Origin of the sequence: Candidatus Methylomirabilis limnetica, assembly GCF_003044035.1 — a bacterium.
GTDB classification, from domain to species: Bacteria; Methylomirabilota; Methylomirabilia; order Methylomirabilales; family Methylomirabilaceae; genus Methylomirabilis; species Methylomirabilis limnetica.
Genome location: NZ_NVQC01000022.1, coordinates 180989 through 198769, shown reverse-complemented (window position 1 = coordinate 198769; position 17781 = coordinate 180989). Strand labels below are relative to the sequence as shown.

20 protein-coding genes and 1 tRNA gene are annotated in these 17781 nt (G+C 57.5%); all 21 read left to right on the top strand.

Features of this window, described 5'->3' with window-relative positions:
* The first annotated feature begins 50 nt into the window (after positions 1-50).
* Positions 51-794: a ribosome biogenesis GTP-binding protein YihA/YsxC gene (yihA, locus tag CLG94_RS08325; protein ID WP_239993180.1), complete on the top strand. Its 744-nt coding sequence runs from the start codon at positions 51-53 to the stop codon at positions 792-794.
* A 34-nt stretch (positions 795-828) separates the two neighbouring features.
* Entirely contained in the window at positions 829-2607 is a 1779-nt protein-coding gene (locus tag CLG94_RS08320) for a tetratricopeptide repeat protein (RefSeq protein WP_107562516.1), read from the top strand.
* Positions 2604-3428 carry a LolA family protein gene (locus CLG94_RS08315; protein ID WP_107562514.1) on the top strand — a complete coding sequence of 275 codons (825 nt, stop codon included), beginning with the start codon at positions 2604-2606 and terminating at the stop codon, positions 3426-3428. Before CLG94_RS08320 ends, CLG94_RS08315 begins: the two co-directional genes overlap by 4 nt.
* Positions 3429-3431: 3 nt before the next feature.
* Positions 3432-4313: a 4-(cytidine 5'-diphospho)-2-C-methyl-D-erythritol kinase gene (gene ispE / locus CLG94_RS08310; protein ID WP_107562512.1), complete on the top strand. Its 882-nt coding sequence runs from the start codon at positions 3432-3434 to the stop codon at positions 4311-4313.
* Positions 4314-4320: 7 nt separating this feature from the next.
* Positions 4321-4394: transfer RNA gene (locus CLG94_RS08305), tRNA-Gln, on the top strand.
* Between the two features lie 70 nt (positions 4395-4464).
* Positions 4465-5403, top strand: coding sequence for a ribose-phosphate diphosphokinase (locus tag CLG94_RS08300; protein WP_107562510.1), 939 nt, complete (start codon positions 4465-4467; stop codon positions 5401-5403).
* An 85-nt stretch (positions 5404-5488) separates the two neighbouring features.
* Positions 5489-6172 (top strand): 50S ribosomal protein L25, encoded by a 684-nt coding sequence (locus CLG94_RS08295; protein ID WP_107562509.1) that lies wholly within the window; start codon positions 5489-5491, stop codon positions 6170-6172.
* Between the two features lie 18 nt (positions 6173-6190).
* The gene (gene pth / locus CLG94_RS08290) at positions 6191-6772 is read left to right on the top strand and encodes an aminoacyl-tRNA hydrolase (protein ID WP_239993179.1); all 582 of its coding nucleotides are present in this window, start codon (positions 6191-6193) and stop codon (positions 6770-6772) included.
* Between the two features lie 19 nt (positions 6773-6791).
* A complete protein-coding gene (rpsF, locus tag CLG94_RS08285) occupies positions 6792-7172 on the top strand; it encodes a 30S ribosomal protein S6 (protein ID WP_161954090.1) in 381 nt (126 codons plus the stop codon).
* Positions 7156-7575, top strand: coding sequence for a single-stranded DNA-binding protein (locus CLG94_RS08280; RefSeq protein WP_239993178.1), 420 nt, complete (start codon positions 7156-7158; stop codon positions 7573-7575). Before rpsF ends, CLG94_RS08280 begins: the two co-directional genes overlap by 17 nt.
* Before the next feature lie 31 nt (positions 7576-7606).
* On the top strand, positions 7607-7843 hold the full coding sequence (rpsR, locus tag CLG94_RS08275) for a 30S ribosomal protein S18 (RefSeq protein WP_107562504.1): 237 nt from the start codon (positions 7607-7609) through the stop codon (positions 7841-7843).
* Between the two features lie 49 nt (positions 7844-7892).
* The gene (locus CLG94_RS08270) at positions 7893-8843 is read left to right on the top strand and encodes a DUF2232 domain-containing protein (protein WP_107562503.1); all 951 of its coding nucleotides are present in this window, start codon (positions 7893-7895) and stop codon (positions 8841-8843) included.
* Positions 8844-8884: 41 nt separating this feature from the next.
* Complete coding sequence (rplI, locus tag CLG94_RS08265) at positions 8885-9334, top strand: 50S ribosomal protein L9 (protein WP_107562501.1); 450 nt, start codon at positions 8885-8887, stop codon at positions 9332-9334.
* A gap of 4 nt (positions 9335-9338) precedes the next feature.
* A complete protein-coding gene (dnaB, locus tag CLG94_RS08260) occupies positions 9339-10748 on the top strand; it encodes a replicative DNA helicase (protein ID WP_239993177.1) in 1410 nt (469 codons plus the stop codon).
* Positions 10749-10861: 113 nt separating this feature from the next.
* Positions 10862-12232, top strand: a complete 1371-nt coding sequence (radA, locus tag CLG94_RS08255) for a DNA repair protein RadA (RefSeq protein ID WP_107562499.1) — start codon at positions 10862-10864, stop codon at positions 12230-12232.
* Between the two features lie 285 nt (positions 12233-12517).
* Positions 12518-13003, top strand: coding sequence for a CarD family transcriptional regulator (locus CLG94_RS08250; protein ID WP_107562498.1), 486 nt, complete (start codon positions 12518-12520; stop codon positions 13001-13003).
* A 49-nt stretch (positions 13004-13052) separates the two neighbouring features.
* On the top strand, positions 13053-14087 hold the full coding sequence (locus CLG94_RS08245) for a PIN/TRAM domain-containing protein (protein WP_107562496.1): 1035 nt from the start codon (positions 13053-13055) through the stop codon (positions 14085-14087).
* Between the two features lie 84 nt (positions 14088-14171).
* Positions 14172-14864, top strand: coding sequence for a 2-C-methyl-D-erythritol 4-phosphate cytidylyltransferase (gene ispD / locus CLG94_RS08240; RefSeq protein ID WP_107562494.1), 693 nt, complete (start codon positions 14172-14174; stop codon positions 14862-14864).
* Positions 14861-15346 carry a 2-C-methyl-D-erythritol 2,4-cyclodiphosphate synthase gene (gene ispF / locus CLG94_RS08235; protein ID WP_107562492.1) on the top strand — a complete coding sequence of 162 codons (486 nt, stop codon included), beginning with the start codon at positions 14861-14863 and terminating at the stop codon, positions 15344-15346. The genes ispD and ispF overlap by 4 nt, the downstream gene beginning before the upstream one ends.
* Positions 15347-15364: 18 nt before the next feature.
* Positions 15365-16948, top strand: coding sequence for a cysteine--tRNA ligase (cysS, locus tag CLG94_RS08230; RefSeq protein ID WP_107562490.1), 1584 nt, complete (start codon positions 15365-15367; stop codon positions 16946-16948).
* Positions 16945-17745: a 23S rRNA (guanosine(2251)-2'-O)-methyltransferase RlmB gene (gene rlmB, locus CLG94_RS08225; RefSeq protein ID WP_107562489.1), complete on the top strand. Its 801-nt coding sequence runs from the start codon at positions 16945-16947 to the stop codon at positions 17743-17745. The genes cysS and rlmB overlap by 4 nt, the downstream gene beginning before the upstream one ends.
* Positions 17746-17781 lie beyond the last annotated feature (36 nt).

The window sequence follows — 17781 nt, the reverse complement described above, 5'->3', positions numbered from 1 at the left end:
CTTGCAACCAACTGCGAAAAGCATTAGTCGCCTGAGGAGTATCACGGGGATTGAGACGGGTCAAGGGGAAAGGCGCAGGGGAAGGCTACACCCTCACAACGGCGGGGAAGCTATGCTATACTGACACCATGAAAATCCTCTCTGCTGAGTTCGTGATAAGCGTCGCCTCGCTCGCCCAGCTCCCGCGTGAGCAAAGAGCGGAGATCGCGGTCGTGGGCCGCTCTAACGTCGGCAAGTCCTCGTTGATCAACTGTCTGCTGCGCCGCCGTGGGCTTGCCCGCGTCAGCGCCGCACCAGGCAGAACGCAACTTCTCAATTTTTTCCTGGTGAACCAGGACTTCTATCTGGTTGATCTTCCTGGCTACGGCTACGCAAAGGTACCTGAATCGATCCGGCGGGCGTGGGGACCACTGGTCGAGGGGTATCTTGCTGCGAGGCGTGACCTCAGGGCTGTCATTGTGCTTATTGATGCGCGACAAGGGGTCACGGAGAAGGACCTTCAGATGAAGCGATTACTGGACAATTTTTCCATCGGCTGGGTTCCCGTTCTCACCAAGATCGATAAGCTTCGACGGACGGGCCGCGACGCGCAGATCCGCGATGCCGCCCATGCCTTGAGCTTGAGTGATCTTCGGGAGATTCTCCCGTTTTCTGCGAAGTCTGAGGAGGGTCGAGAATCGTTGCTGGCCATCATCGATGGCTGTGCGCAACAGCGACCCGACCCGAGGTATTCGACGTTGACTCCGACCTGCAGACCTGCTAGGCTCAGACCGGAAATGACGGGGCGATCGTAGTTACCAGCCCCTGGAAGAGTGCGTGCGGAGCTGGATGAGTATGATTTGGTTAGGGTGGGTCCGACAATGCTTTTGCGGATTGTTGGGGCTGGCTGTGTTCGGTCAAGGGTACGTGGCCGCCCAGACGGTAGAGCCTGAAGCTGCAGGGAACCGTAGGGTGCCCCCGGCTGCCGTCGCTTCCGTGGCCGAAGGGACCGGGCGGGAAGGAAAGGCCGAGGCCTACTACCGATTCATGAGGAGCCTGCTGGCAGAGCAAACAGGGGATTATCAGGTAGCGATCACATGGCAGAAGGGGGCGCTGCACGCCGACCCCCGATCTGTTGTCATGCACAATCACTTGGCTTCCCTGTACATGAAGCGAGGCGACGCTCGAAGTGCGATTAACACGGGAGAGGAAGCGCTCGCCCTTGATCCGAAGAACCTTCCAGCCCACCTGCTCTTGGCTACCGTCTATCAAGGCTTACATAACCTTCCGGTCGCCGAACGTTACCTCCGTGAGGCGGTCGACCTGAACTCCAGCCGGACCGAGACATACCTGCAGCTCGCGGCCCTCTATGCGGAGGTCAAACGAGCGCAGGAGGCAATCGCTGTATACCGGAGGGCACTGGACGTTGATCCGGGTTCGCTGGTTGCCCGCTATAACCTGGGTCGTCTCTACCTGGAGGAGGGACAGTCGGAGCAGGCCAGCCAACTCTTTCAAGAGATCCTGGAGCGCGATTCAGACTTCGATCCTGCGTTGGCGGCGCTTGGAATGAGCCTCGAGGCGCAGGGGAGATTTGACGAGGCTAGGGAGATGTACCAACGTGCGATCGAGAGCGATCCCAGGAATGGCGAGTTTCGGGAGCGTTTGGCTCAGCTTCACTTGAGACGGAAGGACCTGGGCGCCGCCCTTATCGAGTATCGGCTGCTGCTCGATCAGGAGCCGGGCAATCGCTCATTCAAGCTGCGGGTTGGATTTATCTATTATGAAAAGAAGGCATACGCCGAGGCCATGGGGGTCTTTCGAGATATCCTCAAAGAAGAACCGAGCAACCACGAGGTCCGCTACTATCTGGGGCTGATTCTTGAGGATGACAAGCGCCTGGATGAGGCCCTCGAAGAGCTGATACAGATTCCCAGGGACAGTCCACGCTATCCCGACGCGCTGTTCCACCGCGGGTACATCTTCAGCCAGAAGGAACGGTATGCCGAGGCAAACGATCTGCTCTCTACGGCGGGAGCCCTCAGGCCGAATGAGGGCAACATTCCGTACCTGATGGGTCTGATCTATTTCCAGCAAAAAAGCTATGCTCAGGCCATAGCGCAACTTGAACGCGCTCTCGGTCTGGAACCGAGCAATGCCGCCTATCTCTATCAACTCGGCTCGGCCTTTGAACGGAGTCGTCACATTGACAAGGCCGAAACGACCTTTCGTAAGCTCTTGGAGGTCGATCCAAAGAATGCTGATGCGTATAACTACTTGGGCTTCATGTTTGCCGATGAGGGGATCAATCTCGATGAGTCGATCGTCCTGGTCAAGAGGGCGTTAGAACTTCAGCCCGATAACGGGGCCTTCGTAGACAGCCTGGGCTGGGCCTATTATAAGAAGGGGATGGTGGACGAAGCCCTGGTTGAACTGAAGCGTGCCGTGGAACTCACCGAGAAGGAGGATCCTACCATCTTTGAACACCTCGGGGACGTCTACTTCAGAAAGCAGATGACCCGTGAGGCGATCAAGGAGTGGGAACGATCCCTCGCCATCGACAGCAGCAACGAGACAATCCAGCACAAGCTCAGAAAGGCCCTGGACGTGCTCTCTAGCGAGGGTGGATGATCGGTCGCCCATCTCTCCGCCCCCTGACGCTGATAATCGGAATAGTGCTGAGTGGATGCGCCCATGCACTTAATCTCGTTGTAGAGGAAAAGGATCTACCGCGCCCTTCGCGGCCAGTTGTGCAGGAAATTCTTCATACCCTACAGGAGCGTGAGGCTGCGGTCACAAGTCTGAAGGCTGTACTCGACATCACAGTGCGGTACGGGGGGACGCAAGAGTATCGTCAATGGGTAGCCGCCATCGAGCGACCAGATCTGATTCGACTGGAGAACATCGGCTGGGGTGGGTTCACGTCATTGGTTGTCTTGAGCGACGGACACCGACTGGTCGCGCATGCACTATTGCAGAACATATTCGTAGAGGGGAGTGCGACGCCTGATAGCGTTGCCGCGGTCACTGGATTTCGCGTGGCACCGGCACATCTGGCGCGGTTACTGCTTGGGTTACCGCCCCTTTCTATTCAGGTTGAGAAGACAGAACTCTATGGCCCGGATGGCGATCACGCTTACCTGCTGCGAGAGCAGGAATCGTCCTTCACGCAGCGCCTCTGGTTATCCGATGACGACCTGAGCCTTCTGAGGGGGGAGTTGTACGACCGACAATCACTCCGCTTGAGATTTCGGTACTCTCCTGCGGGCCACGGGTTGCGTTCGCTCATCTTGGAGGAGCCCTTGAAGCAGGTGGCGATGGAGGTATCGTACCGGTCCTACAATCTGAATATCGAGCTGCCTCGTGAGCTGTTTCGAATCCCGCAGCCGACCCAAGGGGCGCAGGTGGTGAACCTGGATGCGGGATTGGCCCCATTGCTCAGGTTCCCGTAAGACATGAAGCAGGTCACGCTGATTTCTCCTTCTAAGATTAACCTCTTTTTAGAGGTTCTGGGGCGGCGCGACGATGGGTACCATGAGATCTGCTCGATCGCGGTCCTGACCGAGCTAAGCGATACCATCACCTTGGAACGCCGTACGAGCGGTATTACAATCTGGGCCAAGAATCCCAAGGTTCCGTCTGGACCTGATAATCTGTGCTACCGGGCGGCCGATCTGCTGCTGCGACACAGCGGCACGCACGGCGGAGTGAGCATTCGGATTGAGAAGCAGATTCCTATCGCTGGAGGAATGGGGGGAGGATCGAGCAACGCTGCGGCGACCCTGTGGGGGCTAAACCTATTGTACGACCTTGGGTGGCCTCGCGAGGAGTTGATAGGTCTCGGATCTGTGCTGGGCTCCGATGTTCCCCTTTTCTTTTGTCGGGAGGCCGCCTTTGTGAGGGGGCGAGGGGAGCGGGTAGAAGAGCTAGCCGCGCTTACGCCACGATGGCTTGTCATTGCCAATCCCGGAATTGAGATCCTTACGGCCTCGGTCTATCGCCGACTGAGATTGCCATTGACATCCGATAAAACCGGGGTTACAATGCGCGTTTTGTTTGAGTCTGGCCAGGAGGAGGCTGCGCTGTCGCATTGTTTCAACCGACTGGAAGACGTGGTTCTTGAGGCCTATCCGGCGGTCGCAAACCTTAAGCAACGGTTGTTACTGTTGGGTGCAAGTCCGGTCCTGGTCAGCGGGAGCGGGCCAACTGTCTTCGGCGTCATGCGAGAGGCCGAGATGGCCAAGCGGGTAGCCTCGAGTTTGGTCGAGAGCGGAATTACCGCTGTTGCCTGCCGCACGCTGGACAGAAACCCCCTCTTCCTGTTGGCTGACCACTGACCGCTGTTGGGGGGTCGGATAAGGGTAATCCGGCAGCCTTTGGAGCTGCACATCGAGGTTCGAGTCCTCGCCCCCCAGCCAGCAGGTGGCGGCAGGCCGCCGTCGAGTGTATAGAGGCAGGAGAAACTATGCGGTATTCGGAGAACGTCTGATGACTGACCGGTTAATCCTTTTTTCCGGCAACGCCAATCGAGCCTTGTCACAAGAGATTGCGGACTACCTCGGCGTCCCGCTGGGTGACGCCGAGGTAACACGCTTTGCTGATGACGAGATCCTGGTCCAGGTTTGTGAGAATGTCAGGGGCGCCGACGTCTTCGTGATCCAGCCCACTTGCCGACCCGTCAACGAGAACCTGATGGAACTGCTGGTGATCATCGATGCCTTGAAGCGGGCGTCGGCCTGGCGGATCACAGCCGTGATGCCATACTACGGCTATGGGCGGCAGGATCGAAAGGTTCAACCTCGCGTACCCATCACCGCGAAATTGGTGGCTGACCTGCTCACGGCGGCGGGGGTACATCGGGTCTTGACGATGGATCTTCACGCCGGACAGATCCAGGGTTTCTTCACGACCCCAGTCGATCATCTCTATGCCGCTCCGGTGTTACTCCGGTATTTCGAGGAGCGGAGATTGGGGGATGCGGTGGTGGTCTCTCCGGATGCAGGCGGTGTGGAACGAGCCCGTGCATTCGCCAAGCGCCTGGGGAGCCCACTGGCATTTATCGACAAGCGTCGGACACGGCCCAATGAGGCGAAGATAATGCATATTGTTGGAGACGTCGAGGGTCGGGACGTGATCATCGTGGATGACATGATCGACACTGGCGGAACCCTCACGCAGGCGGTCACGGCGCTCCTTGAAAAGGGAGCGAAACGAATCTTTGCGAGCTGTACGCATCCAGTTCTCTCTGGACCGGCGGTAGAGCGGATCGATGGATCAGCCCTCGAAGAGGTGGTTGTCACGAATACCATCCCGCTTCCCGATGGTAGAATGTCTAAAAAACTGACCGTTCTCTCTGTGGCGCCCCTTCTGGGGGAGGCTATTAGCCGCATCCACAAAGAGGAATCCGTTAGCTGCCTTTTCGTCTGACAGTGAGGATAGTAGATCTGATGTGTAGGTACGAGGAGGGGGTTCCACCTGTGCCTCGTGAGATGCTCGTGAGAAGGAGGGTGCAATGGCAGAAGCAGTGCTGAAAGGGCAGGTCCGGACGCGGTTTGGCAAGGGAGTTGCGAGACGACTTCGGCAACAGCGGCTGATTCCGGCCGTTGTGTACGGCGGTAGTTCCGGACCGATGGCGGTGACAGTCAATCCCGTTGAAATGCTGAAGCTCCTGGGGACCGGGGCGGGTGAGAATGTCCTGATTACCCTCTCCCTGGAGGGAGATGCTGAGCGATCAAGGACTGTCATTCTGAAGGAGTTACAGCGAGACCCTGTACGATGGGAGCCGCTGCACGCGGATTTCTTTGAGATCTCCATGAAGCGAAAAATCAGGGTTCAGGTCCCGCTCAGGCTCGTAGGGGAAGCCGTCGGTGTTAAGATGAGAGCAGGTATTTTAGAGCAGCATCTACGTGAGGTGAGCGTTGAGTGCCTGCCCGGGGCGATTCCCAGTCACATCCAGGTGGATGTCAGTCGTCTTGATCTTGGCCACACCATTCACGTCAGCGAACTTACCGTGGGAGAGGACATCAGGGTGCTTGATGATCCCGCCAGGCCGGTAGTTGCGGTAATGATTCAGCGGGTGGCGGTTGAGGAGGCTGCGGCTGCAACGGAGGAGAAAGCGGCTGAGCCAGAGGTGGTGGCTGGTAAGAAGGAGGCGAAAGAGGGTAAGCAGGAGGGCGGAAAGGGAAAGCCCGCTTAGCGAGGTGCCTCGTTGTGGATGGTGGTGGGCTTAGGCAATCCCGGTCCGGAGTATGAAGCGAGTCGCCATAATGTGGGATTTCGAGTGGTGGAAGCGTTGGCCGGGCGGGTTGGCATGGCCCTCGATCATTGCCGGTACCGTTCGTTTTTTATGAGAGGCTCCCTACATGGGGTGCAGGTTCTTTTGGTTAAGCCCTTGACATTCATGAACGATAGCGGATTCGCTGTCTCCAGGTGGCAGCAGGCCTTATGCCTTGAGCCTGGTCGAATTATTGTAGTTCATGACGACCTGGACCTGTCTACCTCTCAGCTACGGATCAAGGTTGGCGGTGGTCACGGGGGCCATAGGGGTGTCCGTTCCGTCCTGGAGGCGATGGGCAGCGCTGATTTTTTGCGAGTCAAGGTGGGAATCGGACGGCCTCGGGAGGGACAGGATACGGTAAAGCATGTGCTTGGGCCGTTCGAGGAACGTGAGGGTGACGCGATACAGGTGGTGGTAGAACGGGCCGCCGATGCTGTAGAGGCGCTGTTGCAGGAAAGTCTCGAGGCGGCGATGAACCGCTATAACGTCCGAGGCTCCCGTCAGGATCTAATAGCGTAATCTGGAGGAGGTGAAGAGAGTGAACCAGCACGAGGTAATTGTCATTCTGGACCCAGCCCTCACGGAGGATGGTGTCGAGACAGAGATCAGCGGACTTCGCACAGTCGCCGCCAAGAAGGGGGGGGAGGTGCTGGAGGTTCAGAAGTGGGGGAAAAAGCGACTGGCCTACGAGGTGAAAAAGCGGCGGGAAGGCCAGTACGTCCTGATGAAAGTGGATGGCATGGGCGGAGTCGTGACCGATCTCGAACGGCATTTTCAGATCACTGAGGCCATCTTGAAAGGGATGGTCGTCAGGGCTGAGGAGCCCAAGAGAAAGCGCTTCAAGTCGAAGTCGCAAGCCACGCTCGGTAGTAGTACCGTGATAACTACCCAGGAGGTCGGCGATGGTGAGCTTCAATAAAGTGATTTTGCTGGGAAACTTGACACGGGACCCGGAACTTCGACATACGCCGGCCGGCATGGCCGTGTGTAACTTTGATCTGGCGGTTAATCGCTCTTTTACAGCGAAAGGTGGGGAGCGGCGAGAGGAGGTCTGTTTCATTACAGTAGTGGTATGGGATAAGCAGGCGCAGTCCTGCGTCGAGTTTCTGAGTAAGGGGCGTCAGGCACTGGTCGAAGGTCGGCTTCAGCAACGGTCATGGGATACGCCAGATGGCCAGAAGCGGAGCAAATATGAGGTGGTTGCAGAGAGGGTGCAATTTATCGGTGGGCGAAAGGACGCAGCGGTCTCCGATGAGGAACCGCCCCTGTCCACGCATGCTTTAAGCGGGGATCGGACCGGCGAGGAGGAGGTACCATTTTGAAACGTGATGACGCTCAGGGGGGTGATGGCGGATGCTGAAAAAGAGGCGAAGCTTTCGGAGGCAAAAGGTCTGCAAGTGGTGCGTTGATAAGATCGAGGCGGTCGATTTCAAGGACGCCAAGAGACTCAGAAACTTTATTACGGATCGAGGGAAGATCATTCCGCGCCGGATTTCCGGTAGCTGCGCGAGTCATCAGCGCCAGGTGGGCGGAGCCATCAAGAGGGCTCGCAGTATCGCATTGCTTCCCTTTGCCGCCGATCTGGCCTGAGCGAGAGGGCCTGACAGATCGCTGGGGCGGGATTTACGGAACGCGCTCGATGAAGGAGGGGTCGGTCAAGACGTTAGGACAGGGCGCGGCCCTCTGCCTCGCGTCTCTCATGCTCGCACTGGCTGGCGGGACGATTCCGATTATCGGGATCTTTTTCGGCCTGCTGACTCCACTGCCGCTTATTCTCCTGTCCTTGAAACGAGGCCGAGTCGTCGCCCTGCTTGGAGTGCTTACCGTGGGGTTCTGCCTCGCCGGCCTTCTGGGTTCAGGATACGCCTGGATATTCTACATTGAATTTGGCCTGCCTGCGATTGTACTGGCGGAGGCTATCCGCCGCCAGTGGGCCCCGGAGATATCGGTGGCCGCAGGGAGTCTGACCGTCCTCGTAGGCGGCCTGGGCGGCCTCTTAATCCTGTCTTGGAGTGCAGGCGGCTCTTTGCTGGATCTCCTGAGGCATCGACTCGACATCGCCGTGCGAGAAGCGGTGGCGCTGTACAGCAAGATGGGCGTTTCTCCGGAAGAGGTTGAGACGCTGTTCAGGTCGGGCGAAGAGGTGCGACACTTTCTGCTCACGACCTCACCTGGCCTCTTCATGACGGCGGCGCTACTCAGCACCTCAGCCAACTTCTTCCTGGCAAGGAGAAGATCGGCTCATGCCGCTGCATCCGGTGATTCGAAGCCGGGGTTTGTCTGGAGAGTTCCGGACTCGCTGGTGTGGGTGTTCATCGGATCTGCCGCCTTATTGCTGAGTGGCCTGCCGATTGCGAAAGAGATCGGTCTCAACGGGCTACTCGTCATGATGACGCTGTATTTTCTGCAGGGTCTGGCGATTGCCACTTTCTGGGTCAGGAGGTTACAGCTTTCGCCGTTGGTGGGGATTTTGGGTGTCGTGCTGTTGCTTCTTCAACCCCTGCTGTTGCTTCTTTTGACATTGGTTGGGCTATTCGATATCTGGGTTGTTTTTCGTCGGCATTCGCTTCCGAGGCTCCCTGGCGCATAGAGCGCTACAGGTGAGATCGTACCGGAGGAGGTAGCACATCGATGAAGCTTATTCTCTTGGAACGGGTGGAAAAGGTGGGATCTGCTGGTGACCAGGTAGATGTGGCGGCTGGCTTCGCACGGAATTTCCTGATCCCGCAGCGCAAGGCGGTGGCGGCGACATCCGCGAACATCAAGTCGCTGGATCACCTGCTGCGGCAGAACACGGGGCGCGAGGAGGGGCTTCGTCATGCGGCGGAGACGATGGCGGGTCGGATCACAGAGCTCCACTGCGTGCTTAAGCGCCGGGGTGGCGAGCAGGATCGGCTCTTCGGTTCTGTCACCAACCAGGATATCTGCGCCGCCCTGGCTACCCATGGACTTGAGGTAGATCGGCGAAAGATCCTACTGCAGGAACCGATCAAGGCTCTTGGCAGTTACACCATCTCCATCCGCTTACATCCCGAGGTTGTTGCCGAACTCAGGCTCACGGTGGAGCACACGGAGAGCTAAGCCGATGGGGCAACGAATCATGCGGGAGTCGACTCTCGATCGGCGTGAGAGGGCCGGGGAGCGGGTTCCGCCGCAGAACCTGGAGGCCGAGATGTCGGTCCTCGGGGCGATCTTGCAGAGCAACGAGGCCTTCCTGAAGTGCCTTGAGATACTGCGACCCGAGCACTTCTATCGGGACGCTCATCGTAAGATCTTCGCCGCAGCCTCCGCACTATTTGGGGGGGGCGAGCCGGTCGATCTCATCACCATCACCAATGAGCTTCGCCGCCGCGGCGAGCTTGATGAGGTGGGCTCTGCGGCCTTCCTCGCCTCACTGGTGGAGGCCGTCCCCACCTCCGCGAACGTTACCTACCATGCGCGGATCATTCGGGACAAGGCGCTTCTGCGTCAGTTGATCGATGTAGCCACCGACATCGTAGGGCTCGGCTTCGCCGGCCAGGACGAGGCGGACCAGGTACTTGAACAAGCCGAGCAGCAGATTTTCGAGCTAGCGGAGGATCGGGTACGGCGATCCTTCCTCCCGTTGAAGTCGATTCTGAAGGATGCCTTTGAACAGGTAGAGAAGTTATTTGACAAGAAGACGCAGGTCACCGGGGTGCCCACTGGATTTTCAGATCTCGACATGAAAACCGCCGGCTTTCAGCCGTCAGAACTCATCATCATCGCGGGCCGCCCCGGGATGGGCAAAACGGCCTTTGCTCTCAATATCGCGAGAAACGCCGCCATCGATGAACGGATACCTGTCGGGATCTTCAGCCTGGAAATGTCGAAGGAACAGGTGGTTCAGCGACTGCTCTCCTCCGAGGCCGAGGTCGACTCCAACAGGATCAGGACAGGGTGGTTGCGTGAGAGCGACTGGCCAAAGCTGACCAACGCGGCCGGCCATCTCTCAGAGGCGCCTATCTTTATTGATGACTCAGCCACCATCTCTGCCATCGAATTGCGGGCGAAGGCGCGGAGGCTGAAAGCCGAGCATAACATCGGGATGGTGGTGATTGACTATCTCCAGCTTATCTCAGGTCGCTCCCGGTCCGAGAATCGCCAGCAGGAGGTCTCAGAGATCTGTCGGAGCCTGAAGGCGATGGCCAAGGAGCTGAAGGTCCCGGTGGTAGCGCTGTCACAGCTCGCGCGGAGAACCGAGGAGCGGGAGCGCCCACAGCTATCGGACCTCCGGGAATCCGGGGCCATTGAGCAGGACTCGGATGTCGTGATCTTCCTATACCGGCCTGGCTACTATCAGGTTAGAAAGGCTGGTGGCTCAGATCCGGAGCGGGACACCAAGACCGAGGTCATTATCGCCAAGCAACGGAACGGCCCTACCGGGACCGTGGAGATGGCCTTCCTCAGGGAGTACGTCAAGTTCGGCGCTCTTGACCTCGTCCATCAAGGGCCGGATGAAGCAGAGGAAATATGATGAGCCGTGGTTCAACGTCCAACGTTCGACGTTCAAAGTTTACGATTCAACGTCGAACTTTGAACGTTGGACGTTGAACGGTCCGGCGTACCTACCTCGGGCAGAGAGGAACGATGGCTAAAAGCCTGAGTCATTACCTCTGTCAGAGTTGCGGCTATCAGACCGCTCGCTGGATGGGTCGATGCCCCGACTGTGGAGAGTGGGGAGGCCTGTTGGAGGAGCGCGCTGCGAGCGAGCGGCGTAGCGCCCGTGGCGACGGGGTGTCCTCGGTTCTACATCTTGCGACACCGATCACTACCGTAGATATCAGTACACTCCACCGGGTGAGCACCGGTCTGGCAGAGTTGGATCGGGTGCTGGGGGGTGGGATCGTTCCGGGCTCGTTCGTGCTCTTGAGCGGTGATCCGGGGATAGGGAAGTCAACCCTGCTCCTTCAGGCATCAATGCAGATCGCGCAGGGGGAGGGGATAGTCCTGTATGTCTCGGGCGAGGAATCGCTTCAGCAGACCAGATCCAGGGCGAGCCGGCTGGGCCCCCTCTCCGATCGTCTTCTACTTCTCGCTGAGACCTCCCTTCAGGTCATTCTGGATCAGACCGATCGAATTCGACCAACCATCCTGGTGATCGATTCCATCCAGACTATAGCCTCGGAAGAACTGGAGTCCCCCCCAGGTAGTTTCAGCCAGGTTCGCGAAGCTGCGGTTCGGCTGATGGCGCTGGCCAAGAAGAAGGGGATCAGTACCATTGTCATCGGCCATATCACGAAGGAAGGGGCCATCGCGGGTCCGAAGACGATGGAGCACCTCGTAGACGCAGTCGTGTTCATGGAGGGGGAGGGGCATCAGATCCATCGCCTGCTGCGAGCCGTGAAGAATCGTTTTGGCCCTACTCCAGAGGTCGGTGTACTCGAGATGACGGCGGCCGGACTGCAAGAACTCGCAAACCCGTCGGAGGTCTTTCTCTCCCAGCGCCCATCGGGGGCGTCGGGCTCAGTTGTCATTCCGACTCTGGAGGGGAGTCGGCCACTTCTCGTGGAGCTACAGGCGTTGGTGGCGGCGCCAAGCACTGCAATTCCCAGGCGGGTGTTCAATGGGGTGGACAGCAACCGAGGCGTCCTGCTGCTGGCTGTACTGGAAAAGCGGCTCGGTCTGCCGCTCAGCGCGTGCGATGTCTATGTAAACGTTGTGGGGGGCGTCAGAGTAGGAGAGACCGCCGCCGACCTTGGCATGGCTGCGGCGATCCTCTCAAGCGCCAGGAACCTTCTGCTCGACCCTGGGCTCTGCGTGTTTGGTGAGATCGGTCTGGCAGGTGAGGTGCGGGCGGTGCCGATGGCGGAGCAACGGCTCGAGGAGGCCGCCCGCCTGGGGTTGTCCCATTGTTTGATGCCCCGGCACAACCTCGATCGGATCCAGTCTGACTTTTCCTCTTTACGGGTTAGTGGGCTACGCACCCTGGAGGAGTTGACGGAGAGGCTGGAGACATAGCAGGCAGCAAAATATCTTGACTAGCCAGAGAATCCCTGTCATAATCGCCGATTAATGGTAACTAGTCAGGTAGACAGACTGAAGGCTGAAGGCTGTTAGGGATAATCATGTGTGATCACACAAAACTTCGGGCATTTGAGTTGGCTGATGAAGTAGCAATGTTAGTTTATCGGGTTGAACCAAAAGTCATAGAAACCGAGAAGGTCTTGAATGGCTTGATTCGTGCCTTGCGAGATAATTCAGAGCCTTCAGCCTTCAGCCTAAACACCTGAGTAGTTACGCGTGATGATGTATAGTACCGGGACAAAAGTAGTCTATCCCACCCATGGAGTTGGGTTGATTGAAGCCATCGAAAAAAAAGAGGCTGCAGGTGGGCTGCAGTCTTTCTACGTAGTTCGCATCATCGGGAACGGAATGACTATTCTGGTTCCTACCAAGAACGCCGAACGGGTCGGCCTCCGAGAGGTCATCGAACCGTCGGAGATCCCAAAGGTTCTGGCCATTTTGAAGAAAAATAATCTGGAAATCAGTTCGAATTGGAACCGCCGGTTTAAGGATAACTTAGAGCGGATCAGGACAGGATCGCTCTTTGAGGTCGCTCTGGTTCTGCGAAAGTTGATTGTGCTTCAGAAGGAACGGAGCCTATCGTTCGGCGAGAAAACGATGTTGGAAAATGTCCGAAGGTTAATGGTCAACGAGATTTCGCACGCATCCGGGATTGATCAGGAGGGAGCAAGAGCGCTCGTTGAGCAGGCGGTGGGTAACCACTGATGATGACTATGCGTAAGACCATCGAAGTTTATGAAAGGGGGCGATCGGCTTGAACACCCCTCGCGTTGGTCTCTCGGCCAGTATTGGAGGGGCGGCCATCGGATTCTTTGTAGCCTTCCAGGCCGCCACAGCTTACAACCATTGGCTGTTTGGGTTGATCGGTGGGCTGGCCGGCCTCATTCTAGGGGCCTCGTGCGGCCTTGCTGTGATGGTCCTTCAGCGAAAGTTTCATCAGGCTTCCTTGCAAGCCATCGTCAGTGGAATCATCGGGTTTGCCTTGGGTCTTGGTTTGGCCGAATTCTTATTTAGTGCTATCTCCAGCTTTCTGGACTTTCTTCCTACACCCGCCGCTATGATCATGCGGATCATTGTCACTCTCGGGGCTGCGTACATGGGGGCTGCCATCGCGATCGAGAAGAGCCGAGGGTTTAGCGTGTTGGGTCTGGTTCGGATTTTCAAGGAAAAGCCGCTAGGTAAGAGCTATAAGATTCTTGATACCTCGGTGATTATTGATGGCCGCATTGCTGACATCTGCGAGACGGGATTTATTGATGGGACGCTTCTCGTCCCTCAGTTTGTCCTGCGGGAGTTGCAGCAGGTTGCCGACTCATCGGATCCGCTGAAGCGAAACCGTGGCCGTCGTGGCCTGGATATTTTGCAAAAGATGCAGAAGCATGTCGATGCGCATATCGAGATCAGCGATGTGGACTTCCCGGAGATTCGTGAGGTGGACGCGAAATTGGTCGCACTAGCTAAGACCTGTAATGCCAAGATCGTGACAAACGATTTCAATCTGAATAAGGTGGCAGGGCTGCACGGTATCGGGGTGTTAAACATCAACGAGTTGACCAATGCGCTAAAACCTGTTGTCCTTCCTGGTGAGGAAATGCAGGTCTACGTTCTTAAAGAAGGCAAGGAGTACAACCAAGGCATTGCCTACCTTGATGATGGGACGATGGTGGTAGTCGATAGCGGCCGTCGATATATCGGCCAGACTGTCGATGTACGCGTCACCACTGTGCTTCCGACGACCGCGGGGCGTATGATCTTCTCACGCCTGAAGGAAGAGGCCGAAGCCGCTTAGGAGCAGGGTATAGGGTGTAGGGTAGAGGCAAGGACCTTCGGAAACCCCTAACCCCTAAACCCTAAACCCTAACCCCTAAACCCTATGCATGTGACTGCAATTATTCCCGCGGCTGGAGCGGGGGTCCGATTCGGGGGAGCGGTCAAGAAACAGTTTATCGCGCTGGATGGTCTTCCGATACTCAGCCACACATTGCGAGCGCTTGCGGCATCCAAGGCGCTTTCGGCTATCATCGTTGTGGTTCCTCCCGGGGAAGAGTTAAGAGGTCGAAAGGCGCTGGAGCTGGCTAGAATTGATCTAGAGACGGAGGTGGTCCCAGGGGGACAGGCACGGCAGGATTCAGTCTACATCGGTTTACAGAGGGCGAAGGCGGAGACGGATCTCGTATTGATCCACGACGGCGTTCGCCCTTTCGTTTCGCGTGAGGTTGTGCTGGCCACCATAGAGGCTGCTAAAGAATGGGGTGCGGCGATCGCGGCCGTGCCCGTTATTGATACCATTAAGCGAGTAGACACCGACGGCTTCGTGGTAGAGACGCTGCAGAGGGAGCAGCTCTGGGCGGTCCAGACTCCTCAGGTCTTCCGTTACGCACTCTTGATGCGGGCTCACCGGGCGATCCGGGAAGGCGGGATTGTTGCCACCGATGATGCCGCGCTGGTGGAGCGAATAGGGGGAATGGTCAAGGTTGTGAGAGGAAGTTACGAGAACCTCAAGATTACGAGCGAAGAGGATTTACCCCTCGCCGATCTGATCCTGAAGCGGTGGATGGTCCAATGACAGTTGGCATCGGGTTCGACACGCACCCATTAGTGCCCGGTCGGCGCCTTGTCCTGGGTGGGGTGGAGATCCCATTCGATCAAGGCCTTGAGGGCCACTCGGATGCGGATGCCCTGGCCCATGCGGTGATCGACGCCATACTTGGTGCGGCGTGCGCCGGCGATATCGGATCCTGCTTTGGGACGGACGATCCTCAATATAAGGATGTATCGAGCCTCCTACTCCTCAGGGAGGCCTTCCAGCGAGTGCAGGCCCTTGGCTATACGGTGAGTAATATCGATGCGACCATCATCGCAGAAGCCCCAAGGCTTGCGCCGTACATTGCGCAGATGCGGGCCAACCTCGCAGAAAGCATCGGAACCCCGGTCGAGGGAGTGAGCGTCAAGGCGGCGACGGCAAATCGAGTAGGCGCGCTTGGGGCAGGGCACGGTATTGCCTGTCTCGCCATTGCGTCCCTCCAGCGCCATCAGATACGGCCGTAGCATGACGGGGATAGTCATATGGCGCTAGCCATCTACAATACCATGAGCCAGAAAAAAGAGGTGTTTGAACCGTTCGTGCCCGGCGAGGTCCGAATGTACGCCTGCGGACCGACCGTGTACGATCATGCCCACATCGGCCACGCGCGCGCTGCTCTGACCTTCGACGTGATCTGGCGCTACTTGGAGTTCCGAGGGTACAAGGTCCTCTACGTGCGTAATTATACGGATGTGGACGATAAGATCATCCAACGGGCCGCGGAGCGGGGGCAGTCGTATGAGTTACTGGCCGAGGAGCAGATCGAGGCCTATCGCCAGGATATGCGAGCTCTGGGCCTCAGGACGCCGACGGAGGAGCCTCGGGCCACGCAGCATATCCTGGAGATGATCGAGATCATCCAGGCCTTGATGGTGAAGGGATTCGCGTATTCCGTAGAAGGCGATGTCTATTTCGAGGTCAGGCGAGCGCCCGACTATGGGAAGCTCTCCCATCGAGGCCTCGACGAGTTGCGAGTAGGGGCAAGGGTGGAGGTGGATCCGCGAAAGCGCGATCCGCTAGATTTTGCCTTGTGGAAGGCGTCGAGGCCAGGAGAGCCTGCTTGGAAGAGCCCGTGGGGTCCAGGCAGGCCAGGCTGGCATATCGAGTGCTCTGCCATGTCGATGAAATACCTCGGTGAGACATTCGACATCCACGGTGGGGGGGCTGATCTGATCTTTCCCCATCACGAGAACGAGATCGCGCAATCGGAATATGCCACCGGCAAGTTGTTTGCCCGCTACTGGGTTCATAACGGATTTGTGAACATCCGCGCCGAAAAGATGTCGAAGTCTCTGGGCAATGTTCTGACGGTCCGAGAGCTCCTCGGGCGCATGAGCCCATGTGCGCTCAAGCTATTTTTGATAGGCACCCATCACCGGGCGCCTTTAGATTTTTCGGAGGATGCGCTGATCAGCGCTATGGCTGCAGAGGATCGATTCCGCAATGTACTGGATGAGGTACAGCGTTTCCGGGATATCCCGAGTCCAAAGGCTGACCTTTCACGCATGGACCCCCTGCCTCTTTTGGACCAGATTCGTGAGGCGGAGAATGAGTTTACGGACGCGATGGATGATGATTTTAATACACCGCGCGCACTGGCCGCACTGTTTAACCTGACCAGGGATATGAACATTGCCCTGAGATGTGCCGATGGGCCACCGGAGCAATCGCTGGTGAGCGCTCTCTGCTTAGCGGGGGAGACGTTGTGTGGGTTGGGGTCGGTGTTGGGCGGCCTGTTTGAGGGTGCTGCTGGAAGGGGCTACTCGTTCATTGCTTCCCGGGGTCTACCTCCTGAATGGGCGGACGGCTTCCCGAGCGTGTCGCAGGACGAGTATCGTGACGCTCGCGATGTTATTGAATCGACCGCTGCATCTGGACAGCCGGTACCAGACGACAAGATCAGGATTATCGTAGAGTATCGCGCTCAGTGCCGTGGCAGGAAGGACTGGGCAACTGCCGATACGATTCGAACCTGGTTGGCGGACCGAGGTGTGGTCGTAGACGATACCGGCGATGGGGTCCGCTGGCACATGAAGGCCACATACGTGAAGACACAGCAGCCATGACGGAGCACATACTTGTTGGTCCTCATGCTGTGCTAGAGGCGCTTCGGGCGGGGCGACGTCACATCGATCGGATTTATCTGGCGAGGGAACGGTATGATCCCAGGATCGTCGAGATTGTAAAGCGCGCCCGCGACTTGGGCGTACCCTCTACACAGGAGAAACAGGAACGGCTTGACGAATTGGCCAAGGGGGTTACACACCAAGGGGTCCTTGCCGTTGTCAGTGAGGTAGGCTACGACGACCCTTTCGCGCTGGTGACTCGAATCAAGGCTGCCACCCCGCTGCCGTTATTGTTGTTGCTTGATGGGGTTCAGGACCCTCAGAACCTTGGAGCGATCATTCGCACTGCGGAGGCTGCAGGAGCAGATGGGCTCTTTATCTCAAAACATCGTGCTGTCGGGATCACTCCGGCGGTCGCAAAGGCCTCTGCTGGAGCTGTGGAGCATCTACCCGTGGCGAGAGTCGCGGGCCTGCCGGCGTTTCTCACGTGGCTGAAGGATCAGGGTGTCTGGATTCTCGGGGCCGATCCAAGTGCTGTACGGTCCATCCACGAGATCGATTTTGGCACTTCAATGGGCGTGGTAATCGGAGGAGAACACCGTGGACTGACGGTGTTAGTGCGACAGCGGTGCGATCTGCTCGCGCGAATCCCCACATATGGTCGTGTGGACTCTCTTAATGCTGCTGCTGCTGCTGCTGTCTTCCTCTTTGAGATCCGTCGGCAACATAGTATCATGAAGCAGCCTTCAGCGAATGGACAAGAAACTGCGATTGTTTCTCAAAAATCCCCTCAATAAGAAATTTTTGCTTGCTTTTTGCTTGCAGTATCTTTA